This is a genomic window from Nonomuraea sp. NPDC050153 (assembly GCF_044460125.1).
In the GTDB taxonomy this organism is placed as follows: Bacteria; Actinomycetota; Actinomycetes; order Streptosporangiales; family Streptosporangiaceae; genus Nonomuraea.
The window spans coordinates 68,638-82,962 of the sequence record NZ_JBITJQ010000049.1 but is presented as its reverse complement, the minus strand read 5'-3'; the positions used below and the strand labels follow the sequence as shown (position 1 = coordinate 82,962).

The window sequence follows — 14,325 nt, the reverse complement described above, 5'->3', positions numbered from 1 at the left end:
GGTCTGGGGGTGCGGGCGCGCTCCAGGTGAGCGATGGCCTTGGCCAGTCGTGCGCGCTGCCGCACCACGACGGTCTTGTTCTCCAGCGGCACCGGGGGGCGCCCGTTCGCGCCGCGGCGTCCCGCCTGCCGGTCTTGGCCGGCCCGCCGGGCGTGATCGTCCAAGCGGGCCTGCTGCGCGGTAGTCACGGCAGCCAGGCGGCGTTCGGCCCTGGCGACCATGCGCTCAGCGGCCTCGACCTTGATCGTGATCTCACCAGCTGACGGCAACGCCCGCTGGTAGAGCTTGGCCTGGGCTGACCGGGCGCGCACGACCCGGTCGCTCACGCGGGCTAACAACCGCACCGCCGCAGCGCCGGTGGGCATCTGGTCCGAGGCGGACCGTAGCGGTTCGGCGTCATCGCTGGCTTGCTCCTCGCCTGCAGCACGGTCGGCGGCCTCGCGTAGCAGCGCCTCGATCGTGCTCTCGCCCTCGGCGATGACCACTTCCAGCTGATCAAGGCTCCTGTTCGCCTCACGACCGGCGTTTGCCTCCATCGGCGAGCCATCCACCGCCACCGCGCTGAGATCCACCAATCCCCGCCGGGCGCACAACGCGAGCACCTGAACGAACAGGTCTTTCAGATCCAGGCGGTGCCGCCGGATGAACCGAGCGATCGTGGCATGGTCGATGCGGTGATTGCCCGTGATGATCCGGCACCCCACATCGTCCCAGCAGGCTGCCTCGATCTTGCGCGACGAGCGGATTCCCTTGCTGTTGCAGTACAGCACCAACCCCAGCAGCACCTCGGGGTGATACGCCGCGCCTGCCCTTCCATCGGCACGATAGGCGGCCAGGAACCCCGACAAGTCCAACTCCTCCACCACCGCCTGGATCTTCCAGCACAGATGCTCCGGCGGCAGCCAGTCCCGGATGTTCGGCGGAAACACCAACCCGCGCTCCACGGCGCGGGGGATGAGGTTAAACGTCACGCATGCACGACGCGCGTGTGATCACTGTGACTGACCCAACCGAAATGACGATCAAGAATCGGTTCTCCCGACCTCAAAGATCACCTTGACAGGCGGAGATCGACAACTCTGCGACAGCCTCGGCGTTGCCGGGTGGATGTTGCGAAACCCCGCCGCACTCGGGCCGGGGTCAGTCGCCCGCCGGCCGGCGTGTACGCCCAAGGGGCCGCCTGGGTCGCCGCACAGAAGGCGCTGGGCAAGGCCGACGTCGACGATCCGGAGGCGGCCGGGGCCGTGCTGCCGGCGTCCTTGACGTACTGTCCGCTGCTGCAGGCCATGATCGGACACGCGCCGGGCGACCTCGACCCGGAGCGGTTCCTCACCGCCTGGGCCGAGCACGCCGCCGCCACCCTCCGACTGCGCTGAGGGCTGTTGCCAGGCCCTGGACGGGGTCGCGTGCAGGCCGCCCCCGCGTACCTGCACGCTGAACGTCGTCTACTCGCCGGCGGTGATCACGAGGTGGGTCCCGGGTCCGCCGGGCAGCCCTCCTTCGTCAGGATGGTGCGGACCAGCGCGTCGGGCATCGGCTCCTCGCTGACGACCAGGTCGGCCTTGCCGTACTCGGACAGCCCGCCGCCGTGGACGTACATGGAGTCGGGCACGGACGCCCTGAGGTCCGGTTCCGCGTCGGGGTCACCGGGCTTCTTGACCGCGAACCCGCTGATGGTCAGCCCGAGCTTGGCCAGGCTCGCCCGCACCTCGCTCACGCGGCGGTTGTAGAACGGGGCGCAGTGCAGGGGCTCCTTCGGCGCGTGCAGCATTCCGGTGATCTCGTACTCCTCCCCGGGCCGGGCCTCGCGGCCGAGCGTGATCTCGGCCGTGCCGGTGAAGTCCTTGGCGATGGTCAGGCCGATCGGGCAGCCGCGCCCGAGGCCGCACCCCCCGGGACGGTCGATCGTCTTGATCTTGTCGGCGTACGGGAAGGGGCCCGAGCTCCAGCCCGTCGTGTCGGTGGCGATCTCGCCGACGAAGCTCGGAGTGACGGGTGCGACCCTGAGCGAGACGTGGATGCCTGCGGCCCGCAGCTGGCTCTCGTACACCTCGGGGGCGGCGTACAGGTCCTTGACCTCGATGAGGTAGTGGTCGCCCTCCTCCTTGATGTTCAGCGCCGAGGCGGGCGCGGCGCCGAGGACGGCCGCGGCCGCCCAGCCCGCCGCGGTGACCGCCGCCGCGATCGGCAGCGCCACCAGCGGCCGCCACCTTCGGAGACGGACCTTCGGCGCGGGCTCGGCGGCGTCCATGATCTGGGTCATCAGCTCCCGCGCGGTGGGCGTGAGGCCGGGGCCGGGGGCCGGGGCCAGGCTCTTGACGACGTCGTCGAGGTCGAGGGTCATGCGCTCTCCTTGGCGAGGCTCACGGCACGCCGGCCGTACGTGCTCAGGTCGATGTCGTCGGCGGCCAGCTCGGCCGCCAGGCGCTTGCGCGCGCGATGCAGGCGCTGGCGGACCGCCATGTGGGAGCAGCCCAGCACTTTGGCGATCTCGGCGGTGCCGAGTCCTTCCCAGCCCACCAGCGACAGCAGCTCCCTGTCGTCGTCCGACAGGCGAGCGAACGCCGCGCGGGCGCCCTCCGGCGCGCGGTCCGCCGCCGGGTCGGCGTACGCGGAGTGCTCCTCGCGCAGCCGTAGCGCGAGGGCCGTCCGGCGGAGCGTGCCCCGGCGGTGGTTGGCCAGCGTCCGCCGGGCCGTGCCGTACAGCCACAGCAGGGCCTCGTCGCCGGGCGGCACGTCCGCCAGCCGCCGCCAGGCCGTGGTGAACGTCTCGGCGATCACGTCGGCGGTGTCTTCAGGGTGGTCGGCCCGCCGCCGGACGAAGCTGGAGACGGCAGCGTAGTGCTCCGTGTAGATCTCCTCGAAGCGCTGCCGCGACTCCGCCACTCCCACGTCGTGGTCCTTCCGATTGAGGAATGTCACATGCGGGTAATGTCCGGCAGTCCCGGCGTGTGACAGCCCCGGATCGTACGCGCGGTCTTCACGGGCGGAAGCGTTCGGCGAGCCCGCCCCGCTCAAGCTGTCCCGGCGCGACGCTCATGTTGCTCCTGGCCACGTCCAGACTCTCGCACAGCCCGGCCACCCCGGCTGGGCCTGGTGATCCAGGGTCATTTACGGCGATACGCTGGGTCATCGTGCCCGTTCTGGTGGCCGCGGGCGTGGCCATGTGGCAGTGGCCGCGCATCCGCCGGCTGCTCCGCGCAAAGGAACGGGTGTGACCTCGCTGCCCCGATAGTCGTCCCTCGGCTTCCAGGTCAACCATCTGGCCAGGCTGCTCGGCAACGGGCAGCGCGACGGGCTGGTCGTCAGGACCGCCGACCCGCAGGACCGGCGGCGCTCCCACTACCGGCTGACCGAGCGGGCCCGCCAGATCCAGGCCGAGCTCACCCGGGGCGCCCGGGAGGCCAACGCCCGCGCCCTGCGGAGGATCGACCGGGAGGAGTTCGACGCGTTCATGCGCACGCTCGACCGCCTGATCGCGAACCTGGAGGAGGGCGATCAGCCCGGCCCGCCCCAGGGATAGGGGAGAAGCCGGGCCCGGACGGGCGCGTGCCGGCGGTCCCGGACGTCGCACCCGTGAGCGCCGTCACATGATCGCGAGTTGGCCCCCGTCGATGACCAGTTCCGTGCCGTGGATGAAGGCGGCGTCGTCGGAGGCCAGGAAGGCGTACCCGGCCGCGACCTCCTCCGGCAGCCCCGCCCGGCCGAGGGGGATGTGGTCGCGCTCGTACGCCGTGACGAAGTCGCCCGCCAGCTCGGCCGAGATCGAGGCGTTGAGCGGGGTCTGGATGTAGCCGGGGCACAGCGCGTTGACGCGGATGCCGTGCTTGCCCAGCTCGACGGCCATCGTCCTGGTGAGCAGCAGAACGCCGCCCTTGGAGGCGTTGTAGTGGGCGTAGTCGGCCTCGCCACCCAGCCCGTTGGTGGAGGACATGTTGAGGATGACCCCGCCCGTGCCCTGCTCCACCAGGTGGCGGGCCACGGCCTGGGCGACGAGGAACATGCCGCGCAGGTTGACCGCGATGATCCTGTCCCAGTGTTCGGGGGTGATGTCGAGGAACGGCTCGCGCCAGGCCGTGCCGGCGTTGTTGACCAGGATGTCGAGGCCGCCCAGCGCCGTGATCGCGCCCTCCGTCAGCCGGGCCACGTCGGCCTGCGCGCTGACGTCGCCGGCGAGCCCGTGCACCTCGCCCAGCGCGGACAGCTCCGCCACCGCGCCGTCCACCTCGGCCCGGTCGAGCCCGCCGAGCACCACCCTGGCGCCTTCCTCCAGGAACCTGCGGGCCGTGGCGGCGCCGATGCCGCTGCTCCCCCCGCTGATCAGCACTCGTTTGCCGGAGAGTCCCCGCATGACGTCCCTTTCCTCAGCGGACCGCGCCGCGGGCCGCGACGCGGAGTTCGGTGGTGACCTGCCCGTTCTCGACACCGTAGGCGAGGTCGAAGAGGTTGACGGCCGAGCAGGCGTGGCTGGGGATGAGCTGCGCCCGCGTGCCGACCGGCAGCTCGCCCTGATGTCCGGGCTCCAGGTGGGCGACCGCGTGTTCCTCGTTGAGGAATTCCATGTGCAGGTACGGCAGGCCCGCGGCCCTGATCCAGTCGGGCGTGCCGCTTCCGTCGGAGGTGAGGCATTTGGTGCCCGCGTCGAAGACGACCCGCTCCGGCGTCGGCCTGGCGATGACGGTGGTCAGCACGCGGGCCGCCGCGGTCTGCTCGGTGGCCACGCCCAGGCGCATCATCGCGGTGTCGTTGAAGATGTAGGTGCCGGGCCGGATCTCGGTCACGCCGGCCACTCCGGCCGCGTGCCGGGCGGTGGGGGTGCAGCCGACGCTGATCTCCCGCAGCTCGATGCCGTCCCGCGCGCACAGCTCGGCGGTCGCGACCAGGTCGGCGCCTTCGCGGCGGGCGGTCTCGGCGAGCTCGGCCGGAGTGCGCGAGTGGTAGGCGTGACCGGCCAGCGTGAGCAGCCCCACGACCTCGACGCCGGGGACGGCGGCGATCTCGGCGACCAGGTCGGCGGTGGGGCGGCCGGGCGGGCGGCCCAGCCGGTGCTGACCGGTGTCCACCTCCACCAGCACCTCCACCGGCGCTCCGCCCAACCGGCCGAGCCCCGCGGCCACCTCGGGCGAGTCGAGGCTGACCCGGATCCTGGCCCGCTCGCGCAGCGCGGCCAGGCGGCGCAGCTTGGGCTCGCCCCAGACGGGAAAGGCCAGCAGGATGTCGTCGACGCCGGCGTCGGCCATCACCTCGGCCTCGCCCAGCTTGGCGCAGGTGATGCCGCCGGCTCCGGCGTCGAGCTGCATCCGCGCCAGCTCGGGCATCTTGTGCGTCTTGATGTGGGGCCGCAGCCTGACGCCGTGCTTGGCGGCGGCCTTGGCCATCTCCATGATGTTGGCCCTGACCGCGTCGAGGTCGATGACGAGCGCCGGAGTGTCGAGTTCGGGGTACATCGATGGACCGCCCCTTCGGAAGAGTTCCCCGAAAATAGCACCGATTCCGAATCGCGCACCAGCGTTCCGACATATGGAATCCAGGTGGACTCTTGACAGTGACCTCGCTTCCTGGTGTTCTGGCACGGATTCGGAATGCCATTCCGCATCGCAGAATGAGGAGCAGGTATGAGACTCGGCGGTGGACGGCCCGGCTGTGGCGGGCGACCGGCCTGCGCGTCCGGCTGCGGTCGGCCGCGCGGCGCGGTGGCCTGCCGATCGGCGGCGCGGCCACGTGCCGCGGCCGTCGAAGAGCCGGGCCGGGTCCTGGGGGCCGCCGTTACGTCGCGCGGGCCGTCACCGGCACGGCGCGTACGGCTTGTCGTACAGCGAGTAGTCCTCGGGCTTCTTGAGGGAGTTGAACTTCAGCGTCTTCGACTTGGCGCAGAAGCTCGCCGGCGAGGTCTCGTACTCCACGTGGAAGACGGGCTTGCCCGCCTTGACGAAGACGTTCAGCTCGGAGCACTCGTCGAACTGGAAGCACTCCTCGTTGACCGCGTAGTCGAAGGACGACACCAGCTCCTCGGCCTGGCTGAGGTCGTTCTTCAGCGCCACCGACAGGCCCTTGCCGTGGGCCAGGGCGGCCAGCGCCCGGTTGTAGACGAGCTGGGTGGCGGGAGTGATGTTCCAGCCGGTGACCGACTTGCCCTCCTCGTGCGCGTTGACCACGTCGAACTCGACCCCGTCGAACCCGGCCTGGACGCACTTGTCGACGCGGGCGGCCATCATCTTCAGCAGGAAGTCGCGCTGGCCCTTGTCGTTGTTGATGTTCGCCCAGCGCTCATTCGGGAACTCCGGGCTGAACGGCTTGCCCAGCAGGGAGTTGCCGTTCTTCTTGTGGAAGTCCACGAACTCCTGGTAGTCGGGCCGGAACTCCTCGATCGAGCCGGCGTCGATGTAGCAGATCGCCTTGGACCCCTTGGCGTGGATGGCCTTGACGGCCGCCGTGTTGAGCGTCTTGTTGTCGCCGGCGACCTCCTCGGCGGCGTACAGGTCGATGTCGAAGACGCTCGGCCGCACGCAGGCGCCGCCGCTCTGGGGAACCCCGCAGATGTCGACGTTGACGCCGCCGGTGGCGGCGAAGGACTTGCTGCCCTGGAGTTGGTACTGCCAGCGGCTGTCCACGGGCGGACGCCAGATCGCCGCCGCCCCTGCCGCCGCCTGGGCCGTCGACGGGGCCGCCTGGGCTGGGGTCGCGAGGCCCGCCATGGAGGCCGGTATCAGGGCCGTGGCCACGGCGCACCGGGCTAAGAGAGTTCGGAGGTCCAACGCATTGCTCCTTCCGTAATACGGAATGCTATTCCGTTCTCAAGAAAACTCGTGGCTGACGAGGTGATCGATCCGATCGTGACGTTGAGAATCCCATAAGAGCAGACACCTCGCCAGCGGTATCCGCCAAACGTGCATTTTCCGAATGATGGAATCCTAGTCTGCATGGTGGATACCTGGTTATACTCACCCGCACGCAGCGGGCTCATGCCCGCCGTGCTCAATGGAGGGAAACAGCCCCATGGCACGCATCGTGTTCATCGGCGCGGGCAGCGTCGAGTTCACCAAGAACGTCCTCTCCGACATCCTGACCTTCCCCGAGCTGGGCGAATCCACCCTGGTCCTGCATGACATCGACGCCGGGCGGCTGGCCACGGCCGAGGCCATGGCGAGCTGGATGGTCGCCGAGCTGGGGCTGGGCGCGAAGGTGGAGGCCCATCTCGACCGGCGGGCCGCCGTGGACGGCGCCGACTACGTGATCAACGAGATCGCGGTCGGCGGGCACGCGGCCACCCGCGTCGACTTCGAGATCCCCCGCCGCTACGGGCTGCGGCAGACGATCGCCGACACCCTCGGCGTGGGCGGTGTCTTCCGCGCGCTGCGGACGATCCCGGTGATGGTCGCCCTGGGCGCGGACCTGGCCGAACTGGCCCCGCACGCGCTGTTGCTCAACTACACCAACCCGATGGCGATGATCCCCCGCGCCGTCTACGAGGGGACCGCGTTCACGAACGTCGTCGGGCTCTGCCACTCCGTGCGCGACACCCAGGCCCGGCTGGCCTCGCTCGTGGAGGTGCCGGAGGAGGAGGTGTCGTTCGTCACCGCCGGGGCCAACCACCAGGCGTTCGTGCTGAAATTCGAGCACAGGGGCAGGGACCTGTACCCGGTGCTCGACGAGGTCATCGCCCGCGACCCGGAGCTGCGGCGCACCGTACGGGTGGAGATGTACCGCCGGTTCGGGCACTTCCCCACCGAGAGCAGCGAGCACGGCTCGGAGTACCTTCCCTGGTTCCTGCACCATGACGACCAGGTGGAGCACTTCCGCATCCCCGTCGAGATCTACCTGCGCTGGTCGGAGGAGAACCTCGACACGTACGAGGAGACCAGGCGGCGGCTGGCCGCAGGCGAGGGCGTAGAGATCGCCCCCGCCGGGGAGCTGGCCTCGGAGGTCATCCACTCCATCGAGACCGGCACCCCCAGGGTCGTGCACGGCAACGTGCGCAACGGCGGCCTGATCTCCAACCTGCCCGACGACGCCTGCGTCGAGGTGCCGTGCCTGGTGGACCGGGCCGGGATGCGCCCGACCCGCATCGGCGCGCTCCCGCCCCAGCTCGCCGCGCTGAACCGGACGTTCCTCAACGTCGGCGAGCTGACCGTGCGCGCGGCGCTGGAGGGCCGCCGCGACCACGTCTACCACGCCGTCATGCTCGACCCGAACGCCTCGGCCACGCTGACGCTCCAGCAGATCCACGATCTCGTGGACGACATGATCGCCGCCCACGGCGACCTGCTGCCCGAGGGCGTCCGATGAGGCGCGCGCCGATCGCCGCCCTGCTCCTCGCCGTGCTCGTCACCGGGCTCGTCACCGGCTGTTCGGGCGGCGGCGGTCAGGAGCGGGCGGCCGGCGGCCCGGTGGAGATCACGATCTGGCACGGCCAGGAGGACACCTCCGCCAAGTCGATCGAGAAGCTGGTCGCGCGGTTCAACCAGAGCCACCCCGATATCAAGGTGAACACCGAGTCCGGCGGCGCCACCGCCGACGGGATGCTGCCCAAGCTCACCGCGGCGCTCGCCTCCGACGCCTATCCCGACATCGCCTACCTGTACGGCTCCTGGACCCCCAACATCGCCAGGAACCCCAAGACGGCCGATCTCACCGAGTTCACCAAGGACCCGGCGATCAAGTGGCAGGACTTCTGGGCCAACGAGCGGGAGTCCGTCACGGTCAACGGCAAGGTCATCGCCTTCCCCGCCGTGGTCGACAACATGGTCGTCCTCTACAACAAGAAACTGCTGGCCAAGGCCGGCGTCGAGGCGCCGGGCCCGGACTGGACCTGGGACGACTTCCGCGTCAAGGCCAAGCAGGTCACCAGCGCCAAGGACGGCGTCTTCGGCGCCACCTGGCCGATCAGCGGCGGCGAGGAGGCGGTCTGGGGACTGTGGCCGATGCTCTGGCAGGCCGGCGGCGACATCCTCACGCCCGACCACAAGAAGGCCGCCTTCAACTCCGCCGCCGGACAGCAGGCGCTCGGCAGGCTGCGTGACATGGCCGTGGTCGACAAATCGGTCTACCTTGACTCCAGCCCGGCGGAGAAGGGCCAGAAGCTGTTCGAGTCGGGGCGGCTCGGCATGTTCCTGTCCGGTCCCTGGGTGCTGCCCGACCTGCAGGCGGCCAAGATCGACTACGGCGTCGCCCAGCTGCCCGGCACCGACGGCAACCACGAGACGATCTCGGGGCCGGACAACTGGATGGTGTTCGAGCACGACGAGGGCCGGGTCAAGGCCGCGGCCACGTTCCTGGCCTGGTTGACGGCGGCCGAGCAGCAGCTGGAGTGGATGAGCGACACCGGCTCGCTGCCGATCCGCGAGTCGATCACCAAGTTGCCCGGCTATAAGGACTATGTCGCGAAATATCCGGGCATTGAGGTGATCTCGGCGAACCTGGCCAACGCCAAACGGGTCCGCCCGCCGACCACCCGCTACCCCCGGGTGTCCGCCTTCGTGGCCGAGGCCATCGCCCAGGCGCTGCTCGGCAGGAGCGACGCGAAGACCGCCCTGGACCAGGCGGCCGGCAAGGCCGACGCCGCGCTGGCCGTACCGGGATCATGAGCAGCACCGCGCTCGGCGCCGCCCGCACCGGGCACCGGCAGCCCCGCGACCGCCGCAGGCTCGGCGACAACGTCGCCGGCTGGTCGTTCGCGGGGCCCGCGTCGCTGGTCATCCTGGGGTTCTCGCTCGTGCCCATGGCCTGGGCGCTGGCGTTGTCGTTCACCGACTCCGACCTGATGACACCGGGCACGAACGTCGGGCTGGCCAACTACCGGGCGCTGCTCGACGACGCCGTGTTCCTCCAGGCGGTGGCCAACACCGGGCTCCTGCTGGTGCTCTACATCCCGGCCTCTCTGATCACCGGGCTGGTCGTGGCCGTGCTGCTGAACAGGAAGGTGCGCGGGATCGGGTTCTACCGGACCTGCTTCCTGGTGCCGTACATCGTCTCGGCCACCGCCACCGGGCTGCTCATGGGCTACATCTTCGACCGCGACTTCGGGCTGATGAACGGGCTGTTCGTCAAGCTCGGGCTGCCGGTGCAGGGGCTTCTGAGCGACCCGTCGCAGGCCATGCTGGTGCTCACCGCGATCTTCTTCTGGACGCGGTTCGGATTCGCCGTGGTCATCTACCTGGCGGCCATCCAGGAGATCAGCAAGGAGGTGCTGGAGGCCGCCGCGATCGACGGAGCGAGCTCGTGGGCCACTTTCCGGCACGTCATCGTGCCGTCGGTGCGGCCGATGACGATCTTCCTGACGGTCTGGGGCGTGATCGACGCGCTGCAGTTCTTCGACCTGGTCATGACCACCACCAAGGGCGGCCCGGCCAACGCGACCGTGACCATCGTCTACTACGTCTGGCAGCTCGCCTTCACCTTCAACACCGCCGGGTACGGCGCGGCCGTGGCGTACGTGCTGTTCGCCGGCACCCTGGTGCTGATCGTCACGGGCCTGCTGATCTCGCGGCGGAGGGGAGCCACCGGATGAGACCGCCCAGCAAGTGGCACCTGGTGCTGGTGCCGATGTCGGCGGTGGTCGTGCTGCCGTTCGTCTGGCTGCTGCTCAGCTCGGTCATGACCCAGGCCGAGCTCAACCGGTTCCCGCCGGCCATCTGGCCCGAGGCCGTGGACCTGGGCGGCTACCGCACGGTCATCGAGCGCTCGAACTTCCCGCGCTGGTTCCTCAACAGCGTGATCGTCTCGGGCGTCATCGTGGCGGCCCAGCTCGTCCTGTGCAGCATGGCCGGGTACGCCTTCGCCAGGATCAGGTTCGCCGGCTCCAAGACGGTGCTGGTCCTGGTCATCGCCACCGCGCTGATCCCGTTCCAGCTCACGGTCATCCCGACGTTCCTGATCTTCAGCGAGGCCGGGCTGACCGACACCCTCGGCGCGCTGATCGTGCCGTCGCTGGCCTCCGCCGTGGGCATCTACCTGATGACCTCCTTCTTCCAGTCGTTCCCCAAGGAGCTGGAGGAGGCCGCGCGGATCGACGGCTGCTCGCGCTTCGGCGTGTTCTTCCGGGTCGTGCTGCCGGTGGCCAGGCCGGCGATGGCGGCGCTGGCCGTCATCACGTTCATCACGGCCTGGAACGATCTGTTCTGGCCGCTGGTGGCGATCAACTCCGAGGCCAACTTCACGGTGCAGGCGGGGCTGACGACCTTCCAGGGCCAGCACCGGGCCGACTGGCCGGCGATCATGGCGGGCACGGTGCTGACCACCCTGCCGGTGCTGGCCGTGTTCCTGTTCGGCCAGCGCCGTTTCGTCCAGGCGCTGACCGGGGCGGTCAAGGGCTGAGGTCGCGGTACGGATTGGCGGGGAGCCCGGTGCCGGAGGTACGGCAGCGCCACAGCTCCCCGCCCGTCCTGCCGTCCCACGCGGTGGTCACGTAGAGCACGTCGAGGTCAGGGCCGCCGAAGGCGCAACTCGTCACATTGGTGGCCGGCACCTCCACGGTCAGGTCGTGGCCGCCGTCGGGCCGCAGCCGCACGACCGCGCCGCCGCCCCACAACGCGACCCACACGTGCCCTGCGGAGTCCACGGTGAGCCCGTCGGGCTGCGGCAGCTCGGCGAACGTCCGGCGATCGGCCATCCCCCCGGTCGCCGGGTCGTAGTCGAACACGTCCACCCGGTTCGCCGGCGTGTCCACGTAATAGAGCAGCCGCTCGTCGGGGCTCCAGCCGATGCCGTTCGAGATCGTCACCCCCTCGACGACGCGTTCGCATCCGCGATCGGGGTCCAGCCGGTACAGGTTGCCCGCTCCCGGGGTGTCGTCCTCGGCCTTCGTCCCGGCGAAGAACCGCCCGGCGCGGTCGCACGCGCCGTCGTTCATCCGGTTGCCCGGCCGTTCGGCGGCCGTCACCGCCGCCACCACCTCGAGCTTCCCCCCGTCCAGTACGGCGAAGCCGTCGCTGACCGCCAGGGCCAGCCCGCCGGGGACCCGTGGCACCGCCACGCCCACCGGCCGGCCCACGTCGATCGTCTCCTGCTCGTCGCCGGCCGGATCGAGCCGGTGCACCAGCCCCGCCGGGATGTCCACCCACAACAGCGTCCCCGTGTCCGCGTCCCACCGCGGCCCCTCGCCCAGCCGGGCCCTCGGGACCGGCACCGCCTCCAGCCTCATCTTCACTCCTTGTCCGTATGGCGGAATGTCATTCCGCGATCCTCCTGCAACAGAGCGCCGCGTCACGCGCTCGTCAGACCTGCTCGGCGACCGCCTGCCGCAGCTTGTGGCCGATCTCCTCCATCCTGGCCGGCGACATGCGGTCCTTGAGCGCCGTCACGCTCACCGCCGCGACCGGCGCGGTCCTGCCCAGGAAGACGGGAACCGCCACGCAGCGCACGCCCGGCTCGTTCTCCTCCAGGTCGAGCGCGTAGCCGCGGCGGCGCACCTGGTCGAGGTGGGTGGCCAGCTTGGCGGGGTTGGTCACGGTGTTGCGGGTCCTGCTCGCCAGCGGGCCGTACTGCGCGGCCCACGCCTTGAGGGCCTCGTCCGTCGGGTACGTCCAGGCCAGCAGCGCCTTGCCGACGCCCGTGCAGTGGGCGGCGTTACGGCCGCCCACCACGGACGTCATCGTGATCGTGCGCACCGCCTCCACCTTGTCCAGGTAGACGACCTCGCCGCCGTCCAGCATGGCCATGTGCACCGTCTCGGCGAACTCCTCGCTCAACCGCAGGAGCAGCGGCCGCACCAGGCTGCGCAGGTCCATCGTCTCGTAGAACCTGAAGGCCGTGGCCAGCATCTCGGTGCCGAGGAAGTACGGCCCGCTCGGCTCCGGCTGCGCGGCGAACCCCCTGTGCTTCAGCGCGCCCAGCAGCCGGTGCAACGAGCTCTTCGGCAGGCCGAGCCTGGTGGCGAGCTCGTCGAGCGTAACGCCTCTGCTGTGTTTGCCGATCTCCTGCAAGATCAGCAGCGCACGATCGACGCTGCCCACCGGGGACTGCCCGTCGGCCACGGTCCTCGCCTCCCTGTTCCGCTTTATGGAAGGCTAGCGCGTATCGCGGAACCACTCCAATGACCACGAGCGGGGGCGAGCGCCCGATCGCGAGCGGGGCGGCGAGCGCCTGGGCCCGAGCGGGGCGGCGAACGGCCTGAGCACGGGCGGGCGGTGAGCGCCTGACCGCGAGCGGGGCGGCGGACGCCTGGTCGGGGGCCGGGCACTCGCCGGCGGGACGGCGATCACCGCATCGACGGTTCGCGCCGTACGGCCCTGGTCCGGGTCAGCGGCAACGTGGCGGCCATGAGGGCGGCGACCAGCGCGAACCCCATCGGGTAGCCCGTGTGCCCGAGCACCAGCCCGAACCCCATCGCCCCCACCCCCATCCCCGCGTCGTAGGCCAGGTTCCACAGGGCGCTGACGCCCGACGCCTCGCCCCGCTCGAACATCACCGCCAGCGTCGCGTTCTGCAGCACCCCGAACCCCGCCCCGAACAGCGCCATCCCCGCCACGACCGGCACGGCGTCCCCGGTCCCGATCTGCAGGGCGATGCCGGCGGCGGCGGCCAGCACACCGGGTGCGAGGAGGCGGCCCGAGCCGTGCCGGTCGCCGTACCTGCCCGCCAGCCAGCGCGCCACCGGCGTCGCCAGCGACTGGGCGAGCAGTGCGGCGGAGGCCAGCTCGGGCGATCCCGCGAGCGGCAGGAACGTCACCATGACGCCGGTCGCGACCGTCACCCCCGTGAACACCAGCGCCGGCCCCGCCAGCCCCCGCCCACCCAGGTGACGCGCTCCGACCGGTGCGGGCCTGGTGGACGGAAGCCCGGCCACGGCGGCCAGTCCGGCCAGGGACACCACCCCCGCCGCGACGAAGACGGCCGTGAACCCGGCCGCGCCGCCGGCCCACAAGCCGACCGGGAGGCCCAGGATCGACGGGACGCCGACGGCCACCCCGTACAGGCCCAGGCCCTCGCCGCGGCGCTCGGCGGGCACCAGCTCGGCGGTGAGCGCCGTGCCCGCCACGACGAGGATGCCCAGTCCGGCTCCGCGCAGCAGGGCGACCGGGAGGACCAGGGGCAGCGCGGGGGACAGGGGCAGCAGCAGGGCGGGCAGGCCGAGCAGCACGAGCCCGAGCCCCGTCGCGGCGCGGTAGCCGATCCTGGAGAGCAGCCACGGGACCGCGAGCTCGGCCAGGACCGTGGCGAGCATCATGGCGCCCGTGGCCGCGCCGGCGCCGATCTCGCCCGCGCCGCCCGTCGCCGCGTACAGGGGGACGGTGGCGTAGAGGAGGTAGAAGCCGAGGAGTCCGGCCGCGGAGGCGGCCATCATCAGGTTCATCGAGCGCGACATCATGATCCCGACGCTGCCGGAGC

General features: G+C 70.8%; 15 protein-coding genes. 5 read left to right on the top strand and 10 right to left on the bottom strand.

Annotated features, from left to right (window positions below; translation table 11 throughout):
- Positions 1-971 (bottom strand): transposase (locus ACIBQ1_RS57145; RefSeq protein WP_397291589.1); only part of this gene is annotated, 971 nt, incomplete at its 3' end.
- 132 nt (positions 972-1,103) lie between these two features.
- On the opposite strand from ACIBQ1_RS57145, the gene ACIBQ1_RS57140 reads away from it, so the two are divergent.
- On the top strand, positions 1,104-1,376 hold the full coding sequence (locus ACIBQ1_RS57140) for a hypothetical protein (RefSeq protein ID WP_397291587.1): 273 nt from the start codon (positions 1,104-1,106) through the stop codon (positions 1,374-1,376).
- Positions 1,377-1,462: 86 nt separating this feature from the next.
- Here ACIBQ1_RS57140 and ACIBQ1_RS57135 read toward each other — a convergent pair whose 3' ends face one another.
- The 6 genes from ACIBQ1_RS57135 to ACIBQ1_RS57110 all read right to left on the bottom strand — a co-directional run bounded on the left by ACIBQ1_RS57135 (position 1,463) and on the right by ACIBQ1_RS57110 (position 6,755).
- Positions 1,463-2,344, bottom strand: a complete 882-nt coding sequence (locus ACIBQ1_RS57135) for a hypothetical protein (protein WP_397291585.1) — start codon at positions 2,342-2,344, stop codon at positions 1,463-1,465.
- Positions 2,341-2,922, bottom strand: coding sequence for an RNA polymerase sigma factor (locus ACIBQ1_RS57130; protein ID WP_397291583.1), 582 nt, complete (start codon positions 2,920-2,922; stop codon positions 2,341-2,343). Before ACIBQ1_RS57130 ends, ACIBQ1_RS57135 begins: the two co-directional genes overlap by 4 nt.
- A gap of 58 nt (positions 2,923-2,980) precedes the next feature.
- Positions 2,981-3,133, bottom strand: coding sequence for a hypothetical protein (locus ACIBQ1_RS57125; protein WP_397291581.1), 153 nt, complete (start codon positions 3,131-3,133; stop codon positions 2,981-2,983).
- Between the two features lie 453 nt (positions 3,134-3,586).
- Positions 3,587-4,351 (bottom strand): SDR family NAD(P)-dependent oxidoreductase, encoded by a 765-nt coding sequence (locus ACIBQ1_RS57120; RefSeq protein ID WP_397291579.1) that lies wholly within the window; start codon positions 4,349-4,351, stop codon positions 3,587-3,589.
- A gap of 13 nt (positions 4,352-4,364) precedes the next feature.
- Entirely contained in the window at positions 4,365-5,447 is a 1,083-nt protein-coding gene (locus tag ACIBQ1_RS57115) for an alanine racemase (RefSeq protein ID WP_397291577.1), read from the bottom strand.
- Positions 5,448-5,783: 336 nt separating this feature from the next.
- Positions 5,784-6,755, bottom strand: a complete 972-nt coding sequence (locus ACIBQ1_RS57110) for an endo alpha-1,4 polygalactosaminidase (RefSeq protein WP_397291575.1) — start codon at positions 6,753-6,755, stop codon at positions 5,784-5,786.
- A 241-nt stretch (positions 6,756-6,996) separates the two neighbouring features.
- On the opposite strand from ACIBQ1_RS57110, the gene ACIBQ1_RS57105 reads away from it, so the two are divergent.
- Genes ACIBQ1_RS57105 through ACIBQ1_RS57090 form a run of 4 tightly spaced genes read left to right on the top strand, consistent with a single transcriptional unit; the run spans position 6,997 to position 11,313 of the window.
- Positions 6,997-8,286, top strand: a complete 1,290-nt coding sequence (locus ACIBQ1_RS57105) for an alpha-glucosidase/alpha-galactosidase (protein WP_397291573.1) — start codon at positions 6,997-6,999, stop codon at positions 8,284-8,286.
- A complete protein-coding gene (locus ACIBQ1_RS57100) occupies positions 8,283-9,584 on the top strand; it encodes an ABC transporter substrate-binding protein (protein ID WP_397291571.1) in 1,302 nt (433 codons plus the stop codon). The genes ACIBQ1_RS57105 and ACIBQ1_RS57100 overlap by 4 nt, the downstream gene beginning before the upstream one ends.
- Positions 9,581-10,507, top strand: coding sequence for a carbohydrate ABC transporter permease (locus ACIBQ1_RS57095; RefSeq protein WP_397291569.1), 927 nt, complete (start codon positions 9,581-9,583; stop codon positions 10,505-10,507). The genes ACIBQ1_RS57100 and ACIBQ1_RS57095 overlap by 4 nt, the downstream gene beginning before the upstream one ends.
- A complete protein-coding gene (locus ACIBQ1_RS57090; protein WP_397291567.1) occupies positions 10,504-11,313 on the top strand; it encodes a carbohydrate ABC transporter permease in 810 nt (269 codons plus the stop codon). The genes ACIBQ1_RS57095 and ACIBQ1_RS57090 overlap by 4 nt, the downstream gene beginning before the upstream one ends.
- Here the strand turns inward: ACIBQ1_RS57090 and ACIBQ1_RS57085 are convergent.
- The 3 genes from ACIBQ1_RS57085 to ACIBQ1_RS57075 all read right to left on the bottom strand — a co-directional run bounded on the left by ACIBQ1_RS57085 (position 11,303) and on the right by ACIBQ1_RS57075 (position 14,305).
- On the bottom strand, positions 11,303-12,139 hold the full coding sequence (locus ACIBQ1_RS57085) for an SMP-30/gluconolactonase/LRE family protein (RefSeq protein ID WP_397291565.1): 837 nt from the start codon (positions 12,137-12,139) through the stop codon (positions 11,303-11,305). The genes ACIBQ1_RS57090 and ACIBQ1_RS57085 overlap by 11 nt on opposite strands.
- A 73-nt stretch (positions 12,140-12,212) precedes the next feature.
- Positions 12,213-12,971 carry an IclR family transcriptional regulator gene (locus ACIBQ1_RS57080; protein WP_397291563.1) on the bottom strand — a complete coding sequence of 253 codons (759 nt, stop codon included), beginning with the start codon at positions 12,969-12,971 and terminating at the stop codon, positions 12,213-12,215.
- 224 nt (positions 12,972-13,195) lie between these two features.
- Positions 13,196-14,305, bottom strand: coding sequence for an MFS transporter (locus ACIBQ1_RS57075; RefSeq protein WP_397291561.1), 1,110 nt, complete (start codon positions 14,303-14,305; stop codon positions 13,196-13,198).
- Between the last annotated feature and the right edge of the window lie 20 nt (positions 14,306-14,325).